Here is a 13,308-nt window from a genome sequence, read left to right on the forward strand (position 1 = left end):
TGAGCGTTCAACCGTGCAAGATCACGGTGGGGGTGGGGCGGTCAGGCGGTCAGTCCGTCGGCCCCGACCGCGCCGGGCGCGGCGCCCGGGGCGGCGCGGCAGGCGTCGGCGACCTCGTCGAGCGGCACCTCCAGCGCCGCGGCGAGCGCGGCGACGGTGAAGAACGCCGGGGTCGGCACGCGTCCCGCCTCGATCTTGCGCAGCGTCTCGGCGGGCACGCCGGAGCGCGCGGAGACCTGCACGACGGTCAGCTCGCCGCGCGCGCGGCGCAGCAGCTCGCCGAGCCGGCGGCCGCGCTCGCGGGCCTCCTCGGGCAGCGGGGGACGAACCATGGGCGTGATACTAATACCGGGATAGATATACCGTGAGTTTCGGGAGGCAGCGGTGGTGGAGCTCAAGACGCGCGGCGAGGTCGAGGCGATGCGCGCGGCGGGGAAGGTCGTCGCCGACGCGCTGGCGGCCGTGCGCGCCGCGGCCGCCCCGGGGGTGCGGCTCGACGAGCTGGACGCCGTCGCCCGCGAGGTCCTGGCCGCCGCCGGCGCCACCTCCCCCTTCCTCGGCTACCGGCCCCGGTTCGCCCCCACCCCGTTCCCCGGGGCGGTCTGCACCTCCGTCGACGACGCCGTGCTGCACGGCATCCCCGGCCCGTACGCGCTGCGGCCCGGGGACCTGCTCAGCGTCGACTGCGGGGCGCTGCTGGACGGCTGGGCGGGCGACTCCGCCACCACCTTCAGCGTCGGCGAACCCCGCCCCGGCCACACCGAGCTGGTCGCCGCCACCCGCGACGCCCTGGCCGCCGGGATCGCCGCCGCCGTCCCCGGCGCGCGCATCGGCGACGTCTCCGCCGCGATCGGCGCGGTCGCGCGCGAGCGCGGCTGCGGGGTGAGCACCGACTTCGGCGGGCACGGCATCGGCCGCACCATGCACGAGGACCCCGCCGTGCCCAACGACGGACGGCCCGGGCGCGGCCTCGTCCTGCGGCCCGGTCTCGTCGTCGCGATCGAACCGTGGTTCTTCGCCGGCGGGCGCGGGGACCACGCGGTCGACGCCGACGGCTGGACGCTGCGCAGCGCCGACGGCCGGCCCGGCGCCCACGAGGAGCACACCGTGGCGGTCACCGAGGACGGGCCGGTGGTGCTCACCCTGCCGTGAGGGCCGCCCGCGGTGCCAGCACGAGCTGCGCGGGAGGTTCCACCGGCCCCGGGCGGGGGAGGCGCCCGTCCGGGGCCGGGGTGAGCCGCCCCAGGACCCGCGCGCCGCGCGCACCCGTGCAGGACGGTTCGCTGCCGGGCAGCCCGTGCAGCGTCGCCCACCCCAGCAGCGCGAACGCGATCGCCTCCTTCTCGTCCGACGGGCAGCCCAGGTCGTCGCTGGGCCGCACCACCGCACCGGGCAGGTGCTCCGCGATCGCCCCCAGCAGCACCGGGTTGCGCACCCCGCCGCCGGAGACGACCAGCTCGTCCAGCCGGTGCGGGCGCACCGCGTCGGCGACCGTGCACGCGCTCAGCGCCGTCAGCGTGGCCACCAGGTCGGCCGGCGCGGGTTCCGCGCCCGCGCGGTGCAGCACCCGCGCCACGTACCCGGCGTGGAACACCTCCTTGCCGGTGCTCTTCGGCGCCGGCAGCGCGTAGTACGGCTCCGCCAGGAACTCGCGCAGCAGCGCCTCGTCGACCCGGCCCGCGGCGGCCATCCGGCCGTCGCGGNCGAAACCGTCCGCGGCCCCCGGGTCCGCGGCCACGACCGCGTCGATCAGCGCGTTCGCCGGCCCGGTGTCCCACGCCCGCGGCGCGGAACCGGGCGCGCAGACGGTGACGTTCGCGATGCCGCCGAGGTTCAGCGCGCCCACCCGCCGCCCGCGCGCCACCGCCGGCGCCAGCAGCAACCGGTCCAGCAGCGGCACGAGCGGCGCGCCCTGCCCGCCGGCGGCGACGTCCGCGGCGCGCAGGTCGGAGACCACGGGCAGTCCGGTGGCCTCCGCGACCCACGCCGGCTGCCCCAGCTGCAGCGTCCCCAGCGCCCGGCCGTCGCGCACGTCGTGGTGGACGGTCTGCCCGTGGCTGCACACCGCGTCCACGACCGTGCCGGGCGGCAGCGCGGCGAGCGCCGCGACCGCGGCCGCGGCGAACTCCTGCCCGATCCGCGTGTCCAGCGCGCACAGCGCCCCGGCGCTCGCGGGGTTCGGCGGCAGCGCCGCCACCAGGTCGGCGCGCAGCCGCGGCGAGTACGGCACGGACCCGGTGTGCTCGACGTGCCCGGTCAGGTGCGGGCCGTCGGCGCGGAACTCCACCACGGCGGTGTCGATCCCGTCGTGGGAGGTTCCCGAGATCATCCCCAGCACGCGCATCAGCGGTCCTCCAGCACCCGGGAGAGCCGGCCGCCGGCGGCGTCCAGCGCACGGCGCGCGGCCTCGGCGTCGCAGCCCAGCGCGAGCGCGGCGATCGCCGTCCTCGCGTGCCAGTCCGCCGCCCGCAGCGCCTCCTCGGCCGCCGCCTCGCCGGCCCCGGTGGCGGCCACGACGATCCGCACCGCGCGCCGGCGCAGCTTGGCGTTGGTGGCGCGCACGTCCACCATGAGGTTCCCGTGGGTCTTGCCGAGGCGGACCATCGTCAGCGTCGAGAGGGTGTTCAGCACCATCTTCGTGGCCGTCCCGGCGCGCATCCGGGTGGAGCCGCGCACGACCTCCGGGCCGACGACCACCTCGACCGCCAGTTCGCAGGCCGCCGACAGGGGCGTCGCGGCGTTGCAGGACAACCCCACCGTCAGAGCCCCCAGTTCCCGTGCGCGCCGCACCGCCCCCAGCACGTAGGGCGTGCGGCCGCTGGCGGCGATGCCCACCACGGTGTCCAGCGGGCCGACGCCCAGCGCCTCCACGTCGCGCGCCCCGGCCCCGGCGTCGTCCTCGGCGGCCTCGACGGCGCTGGTCAGCGCGGCCGGCCCGCCGGCGATCACACCGACCACCACGTCCGGTCCCGTGCCGAACGTGGGCGGCACCTCGGAGGCGTCCAGCACCCCCAGCCGCCCGGAGGTGCCGGCGCCGACGTGGACGAGGCGGCCGCCGCGGGCCATCCGCTCCGCGGTGGCGTCCACGACGGCGGCGATGCGCGGCAGTTCGGCGCGCACCGCGGTGGCGACCTGCGCGTCGGCGTCGTTGACCAGCCGCACGAGGTCGAGGGTGCTCATCGCGTCCAGGTCCGGGCCCGGCCCGTCGACCGCCTCGGTGACCAGGGCGTCCAGCCCCTCCCCGCTCACCGGACCCGCTCCTGCCCGCCGACCGCCCGGTGGGTCTCGCGCAGCGCCGCCACGGCCTCGCCGCCCAGCCGCTGCGCGACGGCGGCGTGCAGGCAGTCGGCGAGGAACAGCGCGCTGGCCCGGCCCGCCGTCGCCCCCGCCCGGTAGGCGGTCTCCCGCCCGGCCGCCACCAGCACGTGGTCGGCGCAGCGGGCCAGCGGGCTCGTGGCGGACCCGGTGATCGCCACCACGCCCGCGCCGCGCTCGCCGGCCCGCCTCGCCGCGGCGAGCACCTCGCGGGTGCGGCCGGAGTGGCTGACCACCAGCGCCACGTCGCCCGGGCGCAGCAGGGCGCTGCTGACGAGGGCGGCGTGCGGTTCGGTGCGCAGCCTGCTGACCAGACCCAGGCGCGCCGCGCCCAGGTCGGCGTGCCGGGCCACGAGCGCCGAGACGCCCACGCCGTAGCAGTCCACGACCCGCGCGGCGGCCACCGCCTCGGCGGCTGCGGCGAGCACCCCCACGTCGAGGGTGCCGACGGTGGCGGTGACGGCCTCGCGCTCCAGGGCGGCGAGGGTGGCCACCACCGCCGTCAGGTCGCCGCCCTCGGTCAGGTCGCCGGTCAGCAGCGCGACCGGCTCGGCGGCGTCGGCCGCGTCCGCGCCGCCGGCGGCCGCCAGCGCCAGCCGCAGCTGCGGGTAGCCCGCGAACCCCAGGGAGCGGGCGGTGCGCACCACGCTGGCCTCGCTCGTGCCGGCGCGGCCGGCGACGTCGGTGACGGTCAGGTGCGCGGCGCCCGGGTCGTCCAGCAGCACCCGCAGCACCCGCGCGGCGGAGGCCGTGGCGGCGGGCACCGCCGCCAGCAGGTGGGCGCGCAGGACCCCGGGGGCGGGCGGTGCGTCGGGTGGCGGCACGGGCGGTCTCCGGGACGGGGCGGCGAAGCTCTGGCATCGACTTTCACGCGCGTGTACCGTCGTGTCAACTTCTTTCACCCGCCGATCCCGTGGAGGCGCCGTGAGCACCCCGACCCGCGGCCACCTGGTCCGCTCCGAGATCGCCGAGCAGCCCGCGGTCGCCGAACGCGTCCTGTCCGCCGCCACCTCCGCCGGCGGGGAGCTCACCCGCGTCGCGGCCCGGCTGCGCGAGGCCGCCCCCCGCACCGTCCTGCTCACCGCCCGCGGCACCAGCGACCACGCCGCCCTCTACGCCAAGTACCTCGTCGAGGTGGGCCTCGGCCTGCCCGCCGGGCTGACCTCCACCTCCACCCTCACCGTCTACGGCGCCACCCCGGACCTGACCGGCGTGCTGTGGATCGCCGTCAGCCAGTCCGGCGGCTCACCCGACCTCGTGGAGTCCACCGCCGCCGCCCGCCGCGCCGGGGCCCTCACCCTGGCCGTCACCAACGACCCCGCCTCGCCGCTGGCCGCCGCCGCCGAGCTGCACCTCGACGTGCACGCCGGGCCCGAGCTGGCCGTGGCCGCCACCAAGAGCTACACCGCCCAGCTGCTCACCCTGTGGCTGCTGATCACCACCTGGCGCGGCGCCGGCACCACCCCCGCCCACGACGTCCCCGGCGCCCTGGAGCGCGCCGTCGCCACCGACGACGTCGCCCCCGTCGCCACCCGCTACCGGTTCGTCGACCGCCTCGTCCTCACCGCCCGCGGCTACTCCTACCCCACCGCCCGCGAGGCCGCCCTGAAGCTCATGGAGACGTCGTACCTGTCCGCCCAGGCGTTCTCCGCCGCCGACCTCATGCACGGCCCGCTCGCCGTGGTGGACGCCGACCGGCCCGTCATCGCCGTCGTCCCCGACGGCCCCGGCGGGCGGGCGATGACCCCCGTGCTGGACGCGCTGCGCCAGCGCGGCGCCGACGTGTGCGCCGTGGCCCCCGACGGCCTCGCGCCCGACGCCACCGTGCGCCTGGCCGTGCCCGGCGGGATCCGCGAGGACCTCGCCCCGATCGTGCAGATCGTGCCCCTGCAGCGCCTGGCGCTGGAGATGGCGCTGGCCCGCGGCCTCGACCCCGACGCCCCCCGCGGCCTGCGCAAGGTCACCGAGACCAGGTGAAGGACCCGGTGAAGGACCCGGTGAGCGCGTGAGCTCCACCCTGGCGCGCGGCACCGTGCGCACCGGCACCCGCGTCCTGCCCGACGGGTGGGTGCTGCTGCGCGACGGTGCCGTCACCGCCGTCGGCACCGGCGAGGCGCCCACCGCCGACCGGGTCGTCACCGGTGCGCACGTCGTGCCCGGGTTCGTGGACCTGCACTGCCACGGCGGCGCCGGCGCCTCCTTCGGCGGCACCGGCGACACCGCCGTCGCCGCCGCCCGCACCGCCGCCGCCCTGCACCGCGCCCACGGCACCACCACCCTGCTCGCCAGCCTCGTCACCCGGCCCCTCGACGAGCTGGCCGGCACCCTCGCGGCGCTCGCGGACCTCGTCGCCGACGACGTGCTCGCCGGCGTGCACCTGGAGGGCCCCTGGCTCAGCCCGCAGCACCGCGGCGCCCACGACGCGGCCCTGCTGCGCGCGCCCGAGCCGGGCGACGTGGACCGGCTGCTGGGCACGGGCCTCGTGCGGGTGGTCACCCTCGCCCCCGAGCTGCCCGGCGGCCTGGACGCGGTGCGGCGCGTGAGCGGCCACGGGGCGATCGCCGCGGTCGGGCACACCGGTGCCGACGAGGCCACCGCGGTCGCCGCCGTCGACGCCGGCGCCCGGCTGGCCACCCACCTGTTCAACGCGATGCCGCCCGTGCACCACCGCCGCCCCGGCCCCGTGCTGGCGCTGCTGGCCGACGAGCGGGTGGTGGTGGAGCTCATCGCCGACGGCGTGCACCTGCACCCGCTGGCGCTCGCCCACGCAGCCCGTGCCGCCGGCCCGGCGCGCACCGCCCTCGTCACCGACGCGATGGCCGCCGCCGGCGCGGCTGACGGCACCTACCGCCTCGGCGGCCTGGAGACCGCCGTCACCGGCGGCGTCGCCCGCCTCGCCGACGGCGGCGCCATCGCCGGCAGCACCCTGACCCTGGACCGGGCGCTGCGCCTCGCCGTCACCACCGCCGGGGTCCCCCTCGACGACGCGCTGGCCGCCGTGACCGCCGTCCCGGCGGCGCTGCTCGGGCGCGGCGACCGCGGTCACCTGGAACCCGGCGCCACCGGGGGAGCGGTCGTGCTCGACGCGGACCTGCACCTGCTGCGCGTCGTGCGCTGACCGCCCCGGGGGCTCACAGGCCGCCGACGGGCGGTTCCCCCGTGTCCGGCACCAGCACCGGGGTGTCCTCGCGCAGCGTCTCGCCGCGGAAGAACGCCCGCAGCCGCACCGCGCACAGCAGCATCAGCGGCACGCCCAGGGCGAGCATCCCCACCCCGATGACGAACACGCCGCCCAGGGAACCGAAGCGCGTGTAGCCGTACTCCGGGTCCAGCATGTCCACCGCGCTCTGGCCGAACGCCCAGATCATCGCGACCCCGCCCACCAGCGGGAACACCCCCCGCATCAGCGCGTCGCGCAGCGAGCGGGTCAGGGTGCGGCGGAAGAGCCACACGCAGGAGAACGCCGTGATCCCGTAGTAGAACGCCACCGCCAGCCCCAGGGAGGCGATGGAGTCCTGCAGCGCGTTCTGGCTCACCACGCTCAGCACGAGGTAGAACCCCACCGCGGAGGCACCCATGACGAGCGTGCCGAACGACGGGGTCCGGTAGCGCGGGTGCACCCGCGCGAAGCGCTGCGGAAGCGCGCCGTAGACCGCCATCGCCAGCGTCCCGCGCGCGGTCGGCAGGATCGTGGTCTGCGTCGAGGCCGCCGCCGAGACCGCCACCGTCAGCAGCAGCAGCGAGGCCGCCACCGCACCGCCCACCGGGTCGCCCAGGACCGTCAGCACGTCGTCGGCGTTCGCCTCGTTGCGCAGCCCGATGCCCGTGGTGCCGAAACCCGCGTACGCCTGCACCGCGACCGCGACCAGCACGTACGTCAGCAGCAGGATCACCGTGGACAGCAGCGCCGCGCGGCCCGGGGTGGACCCGGAGTCGCGCGTCTCCTCGGTGACGGCCAGGCAGGCGTCCCAGCCCCAGTAGATGAAGATGCACAGGATCACCGCCTCGGCCAGCGCCGAAGCGCTCACCCCGAACGGGGAGAACCACTCCCACTCGGGCAGAACCGCCTGCGGGCCGGCGTCCCCGGCCAGCACCAGGTACAGGGCGGCCACCGCCAGCAGCCCCAGGACCACGAACTGCACGATCACCAGGACGTTCTGCACCTGCTCGGAGATCTTGATGCCGCGGTAGCTCACCCACGTCATCGCCGCGATGAACACCACCCCCAGGCCCACCCGCAGCACCGGGTTCTCCGCCAGCCCCTCCGCGCCCAGGAACCTCAGCGTGTACACCGCGGAGATCTCCGCCACGTTCGCCAGGACGATGATCGCCGAGACCGCCACGCCCCAGCCGCCCATCCAGCCCACCCACGGGCCCAGGGCCTTCGTGCCCCACGTGAACGTGGTGCCGCAGTCCGGTGCCGCGCGGTTCAGCTCCCGGTACGCGAACGCCACCAGCAGCATCGGCGCGAACGCCACCAAGAACATCGCCGGCGCCTTCTCGCCCACCGCCAGCACCACGTACCCCAGGGTCGCCGCCAGGCTGTACGCCGGGGCCGTGGCCCCCAGGCCGATGACGGTGTTGCCCCACAGCCCCAGGCTCGCCGTGCGCAGACCCTTGCCGCCCGCTTCCAGGGTGGAGGCGCCGTCCGCGCCCCGTCGTGCCGCCATGCTGCTCCTCGTGCTCCGGGGCCGATCCAGCGGGCAAGCGTAACCGTTGACGCGGGACGCCCGTCCTGTTGTGCGACCCGGGTGGGGGAGTGGACGATCGGTGCACCGGCGGGCGATCGCGCCCGTGCCCCGGCCGCGAGGAGGCGGTGTCGTGAACGGCCACCGGAACGAGGACGGGACCCGGCGCGGCGACCCGCCCCCGGAACGCACCACGGTCGGCTGGTCCGGCTCGGGCGCCTCCCGGCGCGCGCTGCGCTGGGCGCTGCTGGAGGCGTCCGCGGCCGGTGGCGCCGTGCACGTCGTCGCGGTGGACCCCCCGCACGACCCCGCGCACCCCGCCCCTCCGTCCCCGGCGTCCCCGCCCTCGGCGTCCCTGCCCGCGGCGCTGGCGGAGGAGCTGGAGCGGTTGCCGGGTCGCTGCCCACCGGTGAGCACCACCGTCCTCACCGGCGACGTGGCTTCCGGTGCCGTCGCCACCGGCTTGCTCCTGGCCGCCGCCGACGGCGGCGGCTGGCTGGTCCTGGGCTGCGGCCGGCACACCGACCCCCTGGCCGCCGGGCACGTGCTGGGCGGGTGCGTGCCCCGCTCGCCCGTGCCCGTGGTCCTCGTCGGCCCCGGTGCCGTCCTGACCCGCCCGCGGCGGCTGCTCGTCCTCGCCGACGCCGCGCTCGCCGCCGCCTCGGACGCCGCGGTCGACCTCACCGCCCGCCACGCGAGCGCCGTCGGCTGCGACGTGCGCCTGCTCACCGCGCGCGGCGCCCCCGCCGCGCCCGGGTGGCGCCCCCCGGTGGCGGCGCAGCGGCACCGCACCACCCGGCAGCGACTCGCCGCCGCCGCGCACCGGCCCGCGCTCGCCGACCCCGTCGACGGCCGGCCCGGGGACGCGGTGGCCCGCGCCCAGCGCGCCGGCGACCTCGCCGTGGCCGCCACCGCCGACGTCGCCGTGCTGCCGCTGCGCACCCTGCGCGTGCCCGTCGTGCTCGTGCCGCCCGCCGCGCGCACCGTCGTGCTGCCCGACACCGCGCGCGCCGGCGTGCTGCCCGACACCGCGCGCGCCGGCGTGCTGCCCGACACCGCGCGCGCCGGCGCTCAGGTCGGGCCGGGCGCCGGGCGCAGCACGGACGCCGGCACCCAGCCCTCCACCAGGACCGGCCGGCCCGCGGTGTCCAGCAGCACGTAGGCCACCCGTCCCAGCCACCCCTCCGGGTCGCGCCGCCACGCCAGCAGCAGGCCGTGGCGCGCGCCGTCGCGCGGGGTGAGCACCCAGCAGTGCCGCACCGCGGTGCGCTCGGCGGCCGGGGGCGCCGGGACGGGCCCGGCGGACGCGGAGGGCTCGCCCCCGGCGCGGGCCGCGAGGTACCGCTCCTGGTGCGCGCGGCTCCACCGACCTCCCGACACCCGACCAGGATGGCACGCGGTTCGAACGCGCGTTCGACGGCGGGCTGCTGCGGTGGGTCGCCCCCCGGCGCACCCGGTCGCGCTCCCCGGCCGGCTGCACGACCCCCGCGGAGGCGGCAACCGCCCACTGCGCCGGCCTCACCGCCCCCGGGGGTGGGGCTGCAGCCGGCGTCGAGCAGCGACCGCTCAGGCGGTGGTGACCTCGCGGTAGTGCTCCACGGTCGGGAACGGGTCGTAGAAGTGGTGCAGCAACCGCTTCCACTCCTGGTACTGCGCCGAACCCCGGAAACCCTCGGTGTGGTCCTCGAGGGTGTCCCACTGCACCAGCAGCAGGTACCTGTCAGGACGTTCGAGGCAGCGGGACAGCGTCAGCCGCTGGAAGCCGGGCACCGCCGAGACGATGGTCTTGGCCCGGGAGAAGGCGTCCTCGAAGTCGTCGGCCCGGCCGGGGCGGACGTCGAGGACGGCCTGTTCGAGGATCACGACGTCCATCCTCACCGATCAGCGGCCCACCACCCGAGGCGGGGGCGACGGCGCGGTGAGCACCACCAGGGCGGCGAGCAGCAGGGCGGTACCCACCCAGCCGGCCACCGGCAGCCGCTCCTCCAGGACGACGACGGCGATGGCGGCGGCGACGGCCGGCTCCACCAGGGACAGGGTGGTGGCGGTGCTGGCCGGGACCGCGGCCAGGCCCCGCCCGAAGAGCACGTACCCGAGGAACATCGGCACCAGCGCCAGGTAGGCGACGGCGGCGAAGTCGTCCGCCCTGGCCACGATCGGGCCCCCGGTGAGCAGCAGGACCGGCAGCAGCAGCACACCTCCCGCACCGAACACCGCCCCCATCACCGGCCCGGCGGGCAGGCCGCGGCGCATCACCCGCGCCGCCCCCCAGGAGTACAGGGCGTACGTCAGCCCGGCCAGCAGGCCGAGCGCGATGCCCAGGACGGCTCGCGCCCCGCCGGCGGCCGTGCCCTCGGCCCCGTGGTCCGCGAGACCCAGCAGCAGGACGCCGAGCACACCGGTCGCCGCGCCCAGCGCCCACCGGCGGGTCAGGGGCCGCGCGTCCAGCACCCGCTCGACGAGCGCGGCGGCGACCGGCGCCGAGCCGATCGTGACGACGGTGCCCACCGCGACACCGGCCAGGCGCATGGAGGAGTAGAACGCCAGCGGGTAGACCGCCACGGCGCAGGCGGCGAGCAGCAGCGTGCGCCGCTGCGCCCGCAGGGCGGCGCGGTGCCGGCGCAGGCCCCCGAGCGCGGCGGCGGCCTGCAGCAGCCCGCCCACGCCCATCGCGGCCGCCCCGGCGGCCAGGGGCCCCACGGCGGGGGCCGTCGCCGCCGCCGTCCCGGTGGTGCCCCACAGCACGGCGGCGGCCAGCACGCACAGGGTGCCGGTGGTGGTGCCGGTGGTGGTGCCGGTGGTGGTGCCGGTGGTGGTGCCGCGGGTGGTGCCGCTGCCGGTGGTGCCGACGCCGGAGACGCCCGTCACCGGCCGCCGCTCCCGGTGAGGGGGGCGAGCAGGTGCGCGGCGATCTCCCGGGCGTGGTGCAGGCGCCGGGACTCGCCCTCCAGGCCGCCGCGGGCCATCGCCCCCTCCAGCAGGAACGACAGGTGCTCCGCCGTCCCGGCGCAGGTCCGCGGGGGCAGGCCCACCTCGAGCAGGTGGGTCTCCAGCAGCGACTCCACCTCCTCCTTGTGCCGGCGCACCAGCTCCCGGCCCGGGGAGCCCGTGGGCAGCTCGGCGGCGGCGTTGAGCAGCCCGCAGCCGCGGAAGCCGTGCCGGTACGCCTCCTCGGCGTGGTCGACGTAGGCGTCGAAGACCGCGCCGACGCGCGCGACGGGGTCGGTGGCCGTGGCCAGTCGGCGCCGGTACAGCTCCAGCCACTCCTCGTGCCGGGCCCGCAGGTGGGCCAGCACGAGGTCGTCCTTGGAGGCGAAGTTGTTGTAGAGGCTCATCTTGGCCACACCCGCCTCGGTGACCACGGCGTCGATGCCGGTGGCGCCCACGCCGTGCGCGTAGAAGAGCTCCGCCGCGGCGTTCAGCAGGCGCTCGCGCGCCGGGCCGCGCGGTGCGTGCGGGCTCCGGCTCGTGCCGCCGGTCGGGCGTCCGGCCATCGACCTCCCCCTCCACTGGGTAGACCAGTCTACCCATCAGGTGGGCGGCGAGCGGACCGCCGAGCTGACGGGGGAGCCGCCCGCGCTCCTCGACGGCACCGCTCCCCAGGGCTACGGTGAGGGCGGTTGTACCGTCAGCCCCAGCCGACGCACCGGGTCGACGACGACCCGGAGCCCGCTGCACCGGAGGGTGCCCGTGCCTCTCCCCACCGTCCCCGCCTCCGCCGACCGTGCCACCGGCTGCGGTCTCGCCCACCTCGACCTGGTCCTGCGGCCGGGGCCGCGGGGCGCCCCGGCCCTCCTGCACGCCTCCGGCGAGCTGGAGGCGGCGACCGCCGACCTGCTCCTCGGCGTCGTCGACAGCGCCCTGCAGCAGGGGTGCATCGAGCTGGAGGTGGACCTCGCCGACGTCACCTTCTGCGACGTGCGCGGCATCGACGCGGTGCTCACCGCCCGCGCCCACCTGCGCGCCGCAGGCGGCGAGCTGCACCTGCAGCAGGTGCAGCCCTTCCTGCGCCACGTCTTCCGCCTGCTGCGCCTCGGCGAGGCCGTCGAGGGGTGAGGCGCACCCGCTCGCGCGCCTGCCGCACACTGTCGCCGTGACCGCACGGGTGCGCGCTGGCTGAGGCGGGCTGGGACCGCTCCTGGCGCTCGCTGGCGGCCGTCTACGCCCCCGCCGCCCTGTTCAGCACCAGCCAGGGCGCCGTCCTGCCGGTGCTGCCGCTCACCGCGCGCGCCGTGGGCGCACCCGTGGGCGTCGCCGCGCTCGTCGTGGCCCTGCTGGGCGTCGGGCAGGTCGCCGGCGCGCTGCCCGCGGGGGCGCTGACCGCCCGGGTGGGGGAGCGCCGGGCGATGCTCCTGGCCGCCGCCGGTTCCGCCGTCGCCCTCGCCGGTGCGGCGCTCGCCCGCTCCACCGCCGTGCTCGCCGCGTGCGCGCTGCTCCTGGGCCTGGCGGCCGGGGTGTGGGGGCTGGCCCGGCAGTCCTTCCTGACGGCCGCCGCCCCCGCGCACCTGCGGGGCCGGGCCCTGTCCACCCTCGGCGGGGTGGGACGCATCGGCCTGTTCGTCGGGCCCTTCGCCGGTGCCGCCGGCACCGCGGTCCTGGGGCGCGCCGGCGCCTACGCGGTCGCGGTCCTGGTGGTGCTCGCCGCGGCGGTCGTCGTGCTCGTGCTGCCGGACCCGCCCGCGCCCGCACCCCCGCCCGGCGCCCCGGTCGGCGCTGCCGCCGCGCGGGGCGGTGTCCTCGCCGTGCTGCGCGAGCACGCCCGGCTGCTGTCCACCCTCGGCGCGGCGGCCCTGGCGGTGCAGGCGGTGCGGCAGTCCCGGCAGACGGTGCTGCCGCTGTGGTGCGAGCACGTCGGGCTCGACGCCACGGCCACCAGCCTCGTCGTCGGCCTGTCCGGGGCGGTGGACACCGCGCTGTTCTACCCGGCCGGGGCGGTGATGGACCGCTTCGGCCGCCGGGTCGTGGGCGTGCCGTCCATGCTGGTGCTGGGGGCCGCGCACGCCCTGCTGCCGCTGGCGCACACCGGCGCGGCCGTCGCGCTCGTCGGCGCGCTCATGGGGCTGGGCAACGGGATGGGTGCCGGGCTGGTGATGACCCTGGGCGCCGACACCGCCCCGCCGGGGCGGCGGGCGGTGTACCTGGGGGCGTGGCGGCTGGTCACCGACACCGGGGTGGCCGCCGGGCCCGTCCTCGTCGGCGCCGTCGCCGGGGCCGCCGGCCTGGCCGCGGCCGGCGGGGCGGTCGCGGTGCTCGCGGCCGCGGCCGCGGCGGGCCTGGCGGTGTGGGTGCCGCGCGGGCGCCCGCG

Annotated in this window: 15 protein-coding genes; 6 read left to right on the forward strand and 9 right to left on the reverse strand. The window is 78.1% G+C overall.

Going from position 1 to position 13,308, the window contains the following annotated elements; all coding sequences use genetic code 11:
- Positions 1–41: 41 nt before the first annotated feature.
- Complete coding sequence (locus tag MN205_RS03335; protein ID WP_242124304.1) at positions 42–332, reverse strand: helix-turn-helix domain-containing protein; 291 nt, start codon at positions 330–332, stop codon at positions 42–44.
- A gap of 52 nt (positions 333–384) precedes the next feature.
- Here MN205_RS03335 and map point away from each other — a divergent pair, with 52 nt between their 5' ends.
- Complete coding sequence (map, locus tag MN205_RS03340; RefSeq protein ID WP_374115823.1) at positions 385–1,152, forward strand: type I methionyl aminopeptidase; 768 nt, start codon at positions 385–387, stop codon at positions 1,150–1,152.
- Here the strand turns inward: map and MN205_RS03345 are convergent.
- The 3 genes from MN205_RS03345 to MN205_RS03355 are packed head-to-tail and all read right to left on the reverse strand — an operon-like array spanning position 1,139 to position 4,139.
- Positions 1,139–2,344 carry an anhydro-N-acetylmuramic acid kinase gene (locus tag MN205_RS03345; RefSeq protein ID WP_242124308.1) on the reverse strand — a complete coding sequence of 402 codons (1,206 nt, stop codon included), beginning with the start codon at positions 2,342–2,344 and terminating at the stop codon, positions 1,139–1,141. The two genes, map and MN205_RS03345, sit on opposite strands and share 14 nt — an antisense overlap.
- A complete protein-coding gene (gene murQ, locus MN205_RS03350; protein ID WP_242124309.1) occupies positions 2,344–3,249 on the reverse strand; it encodes an N-acetylmuramic acid 6-phosphate etherase in 906 nt (301 codons plus the stop codon). The genes MN205_RS03345 and murQ overlap by 1 nt, the downstream gene beginning before the upstream one ends.
- Entirely contained in the window at positions 3,246–4,139 is an 894-nt protein-coding gene (locus MN205_RS03355) for a MurR/RpiR family transcriptional regulator (RefSeq protein ID WP_242124310.1), read from the reverse strand. The genes murQ and MN205_RS03355 overlap by 4 nt, the downstream gene beginning before the upstream one ends.
- 100 nt (positions 4,140–4,239) lie before the next feature.
- Here MN205_RS03355 and MN205_RS03360 point away from each other — a divergent pair, with 100 nt between their 5' ends.
- Positions 4,240–5,292 (forward strand): SIS domain-containing protein, encoded by a 1,053-nt coding sequence (locus MN205_RS03360; protein WP_242124311.1) that lies wholly within the window; start codon positions 4,240–4,242, stop codon positions 5,290–5,292.
- A gap of 28 nt (positions 5,293–5,320) precedes the next feature.
- On the forward strand, positions 5,321–6,433 hold the full coding sequence (gene nagA / locus MN205_RS03365) for an N-acetylglucosamine-6-phosphate deacetylase (protein WP_242124312.1): 1,113 nt from the start codon (positions 5,321–5,323) through the stop codon (positions 6,431–6,433).
- Positions 6,434–6,446: 13 nt separating this feature from the next.
- Here the strand turns inward: nagA and MN205_RS03370 are convergent, their stop codons facing one another.
- Positions 6,447–7,985 (reverse strand): APC family permease, encoded by a 1,539-nt coding sequence (locus MN205_RS03370; protein ID WP_242124313.1) that lies wholly within the window; start codon positions 7,983–7,985, stop codon positions 6,447–6,449.
- A gap of 151 nt (positions 7,986–8,136) precedes the next feature.
- Here MN205_RS03370 and MN205_RS03375 point away from each other — a divergent pair, with 151 nt between their 5' ends.
- On the forward strand, positions 8,137–9,165 hold the full coding sequence (locus tag MN205_RS03375; RefSeq protein WP_242124314.1) for a universal stress protein: 1,029 nt from the start codon (positions 8,137–8,139) through the stop codon (positions 9,163–9,165).
- Here MN205_RS03375 and MN205_RS03380 read toward each other — a convergent pair.
- From MN205_RS03380 to MN205_RS03395, 4 genes are all read right to left on the reverse strand, one after another.
- Complete coding sequence (locus tag MN205_RS03380; RefSeq protein ID WP_242124315.1) at positions 9,075–9,383, reverse strand: hypothetical protein; 309 nt, start codon at positions 9,381–9,383, stop codon at positions 9,075–9,077. The two genes, MN205_RS03375 and MN205_RS03380, sit on opposite strands and share 91 nt — an antisense overlap.
- A 186-nt stretch (positions 9,384–9,569) precedes the next feature.
- On the reverse strand, positions 9,570–9,866 hold the full coding sequence (locus MN205_RS03385) for an antibiotic biosynthesis monooxygenase (protein ID WP_242730648.1): 297 nt from the start codon (positions 9,864–9,866) through the stop codon (positions 9,570–9,572).
- Between the two features lie 18 nt (positions 9,867–9,884).
- Positions 9,885–10,763, reverse strand: coding sequence for an EamA family transporter (locus MN205_RS03390; protein WP_374115829.1), 879 nt, complete (start codon positions 10,761–10,763; stop codon positions 9,885–9,887).
- A gap of 104 nt (positions 10,764–10,867) precedes the next feature.
- Positions 10,868–11,497 (reverse strand): TetR/AcrR family transcriptional regulator, encoded by a 630-nt coding sequence (locus MN205_RS03395; protein WP_242124319.1) that lies wholly within the window; start codon positions 11,495–11,497, stop codon positions 10,868–10,870.
- Positions 11,498–11,693: 196 nt separating this feature from the next.
- Here MN205_RS03395 and MN205_RS03400 point away from each other — a divergent pair, with 196 nt between their 5' ends.
- Together MN205_RS03400 and MN205_RS03405 are read left to right on the forward strand one after the other, a co-directional pair.
- On the forward strand, positions 11,694–12,059 hold the full coding sequence (locus MN205_RS03400) for an STAS domain-containing protein (protein ID WP_242124321.1): 366 nt from the start codon (positions 11,694–11,696) through the stop codon (positions 12,057–12,059).
- Between the two features lie 176 nt (positions 12,060–12,235).
- Positions 12,236–13,308, forward strand: a 1,073-nt coding sequence (locus MN205_RS03405; RefSeq protein ID WP_242124323.1) for an MFS transporter, incomplete at its 3' end; no start/stop codon positions are given.

Origin of the sequence: Kineococcus sp. TRM81007, from assembly GCF_022669155.1 — a bacterium.
GTDB lineage: Bacteria > Actinomycetota > Actinomycetes > Actinomycetales > Kineococcaceae > Kineococcus.

Coding starts and splice junctions, on each gene's coding strand:
- MN205_RS03335 (WP_242124304.1), bottom strand. CDS start 332: ATGGTTCGTCCCCCGCTGCCCGAGGAGGCCCGCGAGCGCGGCCGCCGG.
- MN205_RS03370 (WP_242124313.1), bottom strand. CDS start 7,985: ATGGCGGCACGACGGGGCGCGGACGGCGCCTCCACCCTGGAAGCGGGC.
- MN205_RS03395 (WP_242124319.1), bottom strand. CDS start 11,497: ATGGCCGGACGCCCGACCGGCGGCACGAGCCGGAGCCCGCACGCACCG.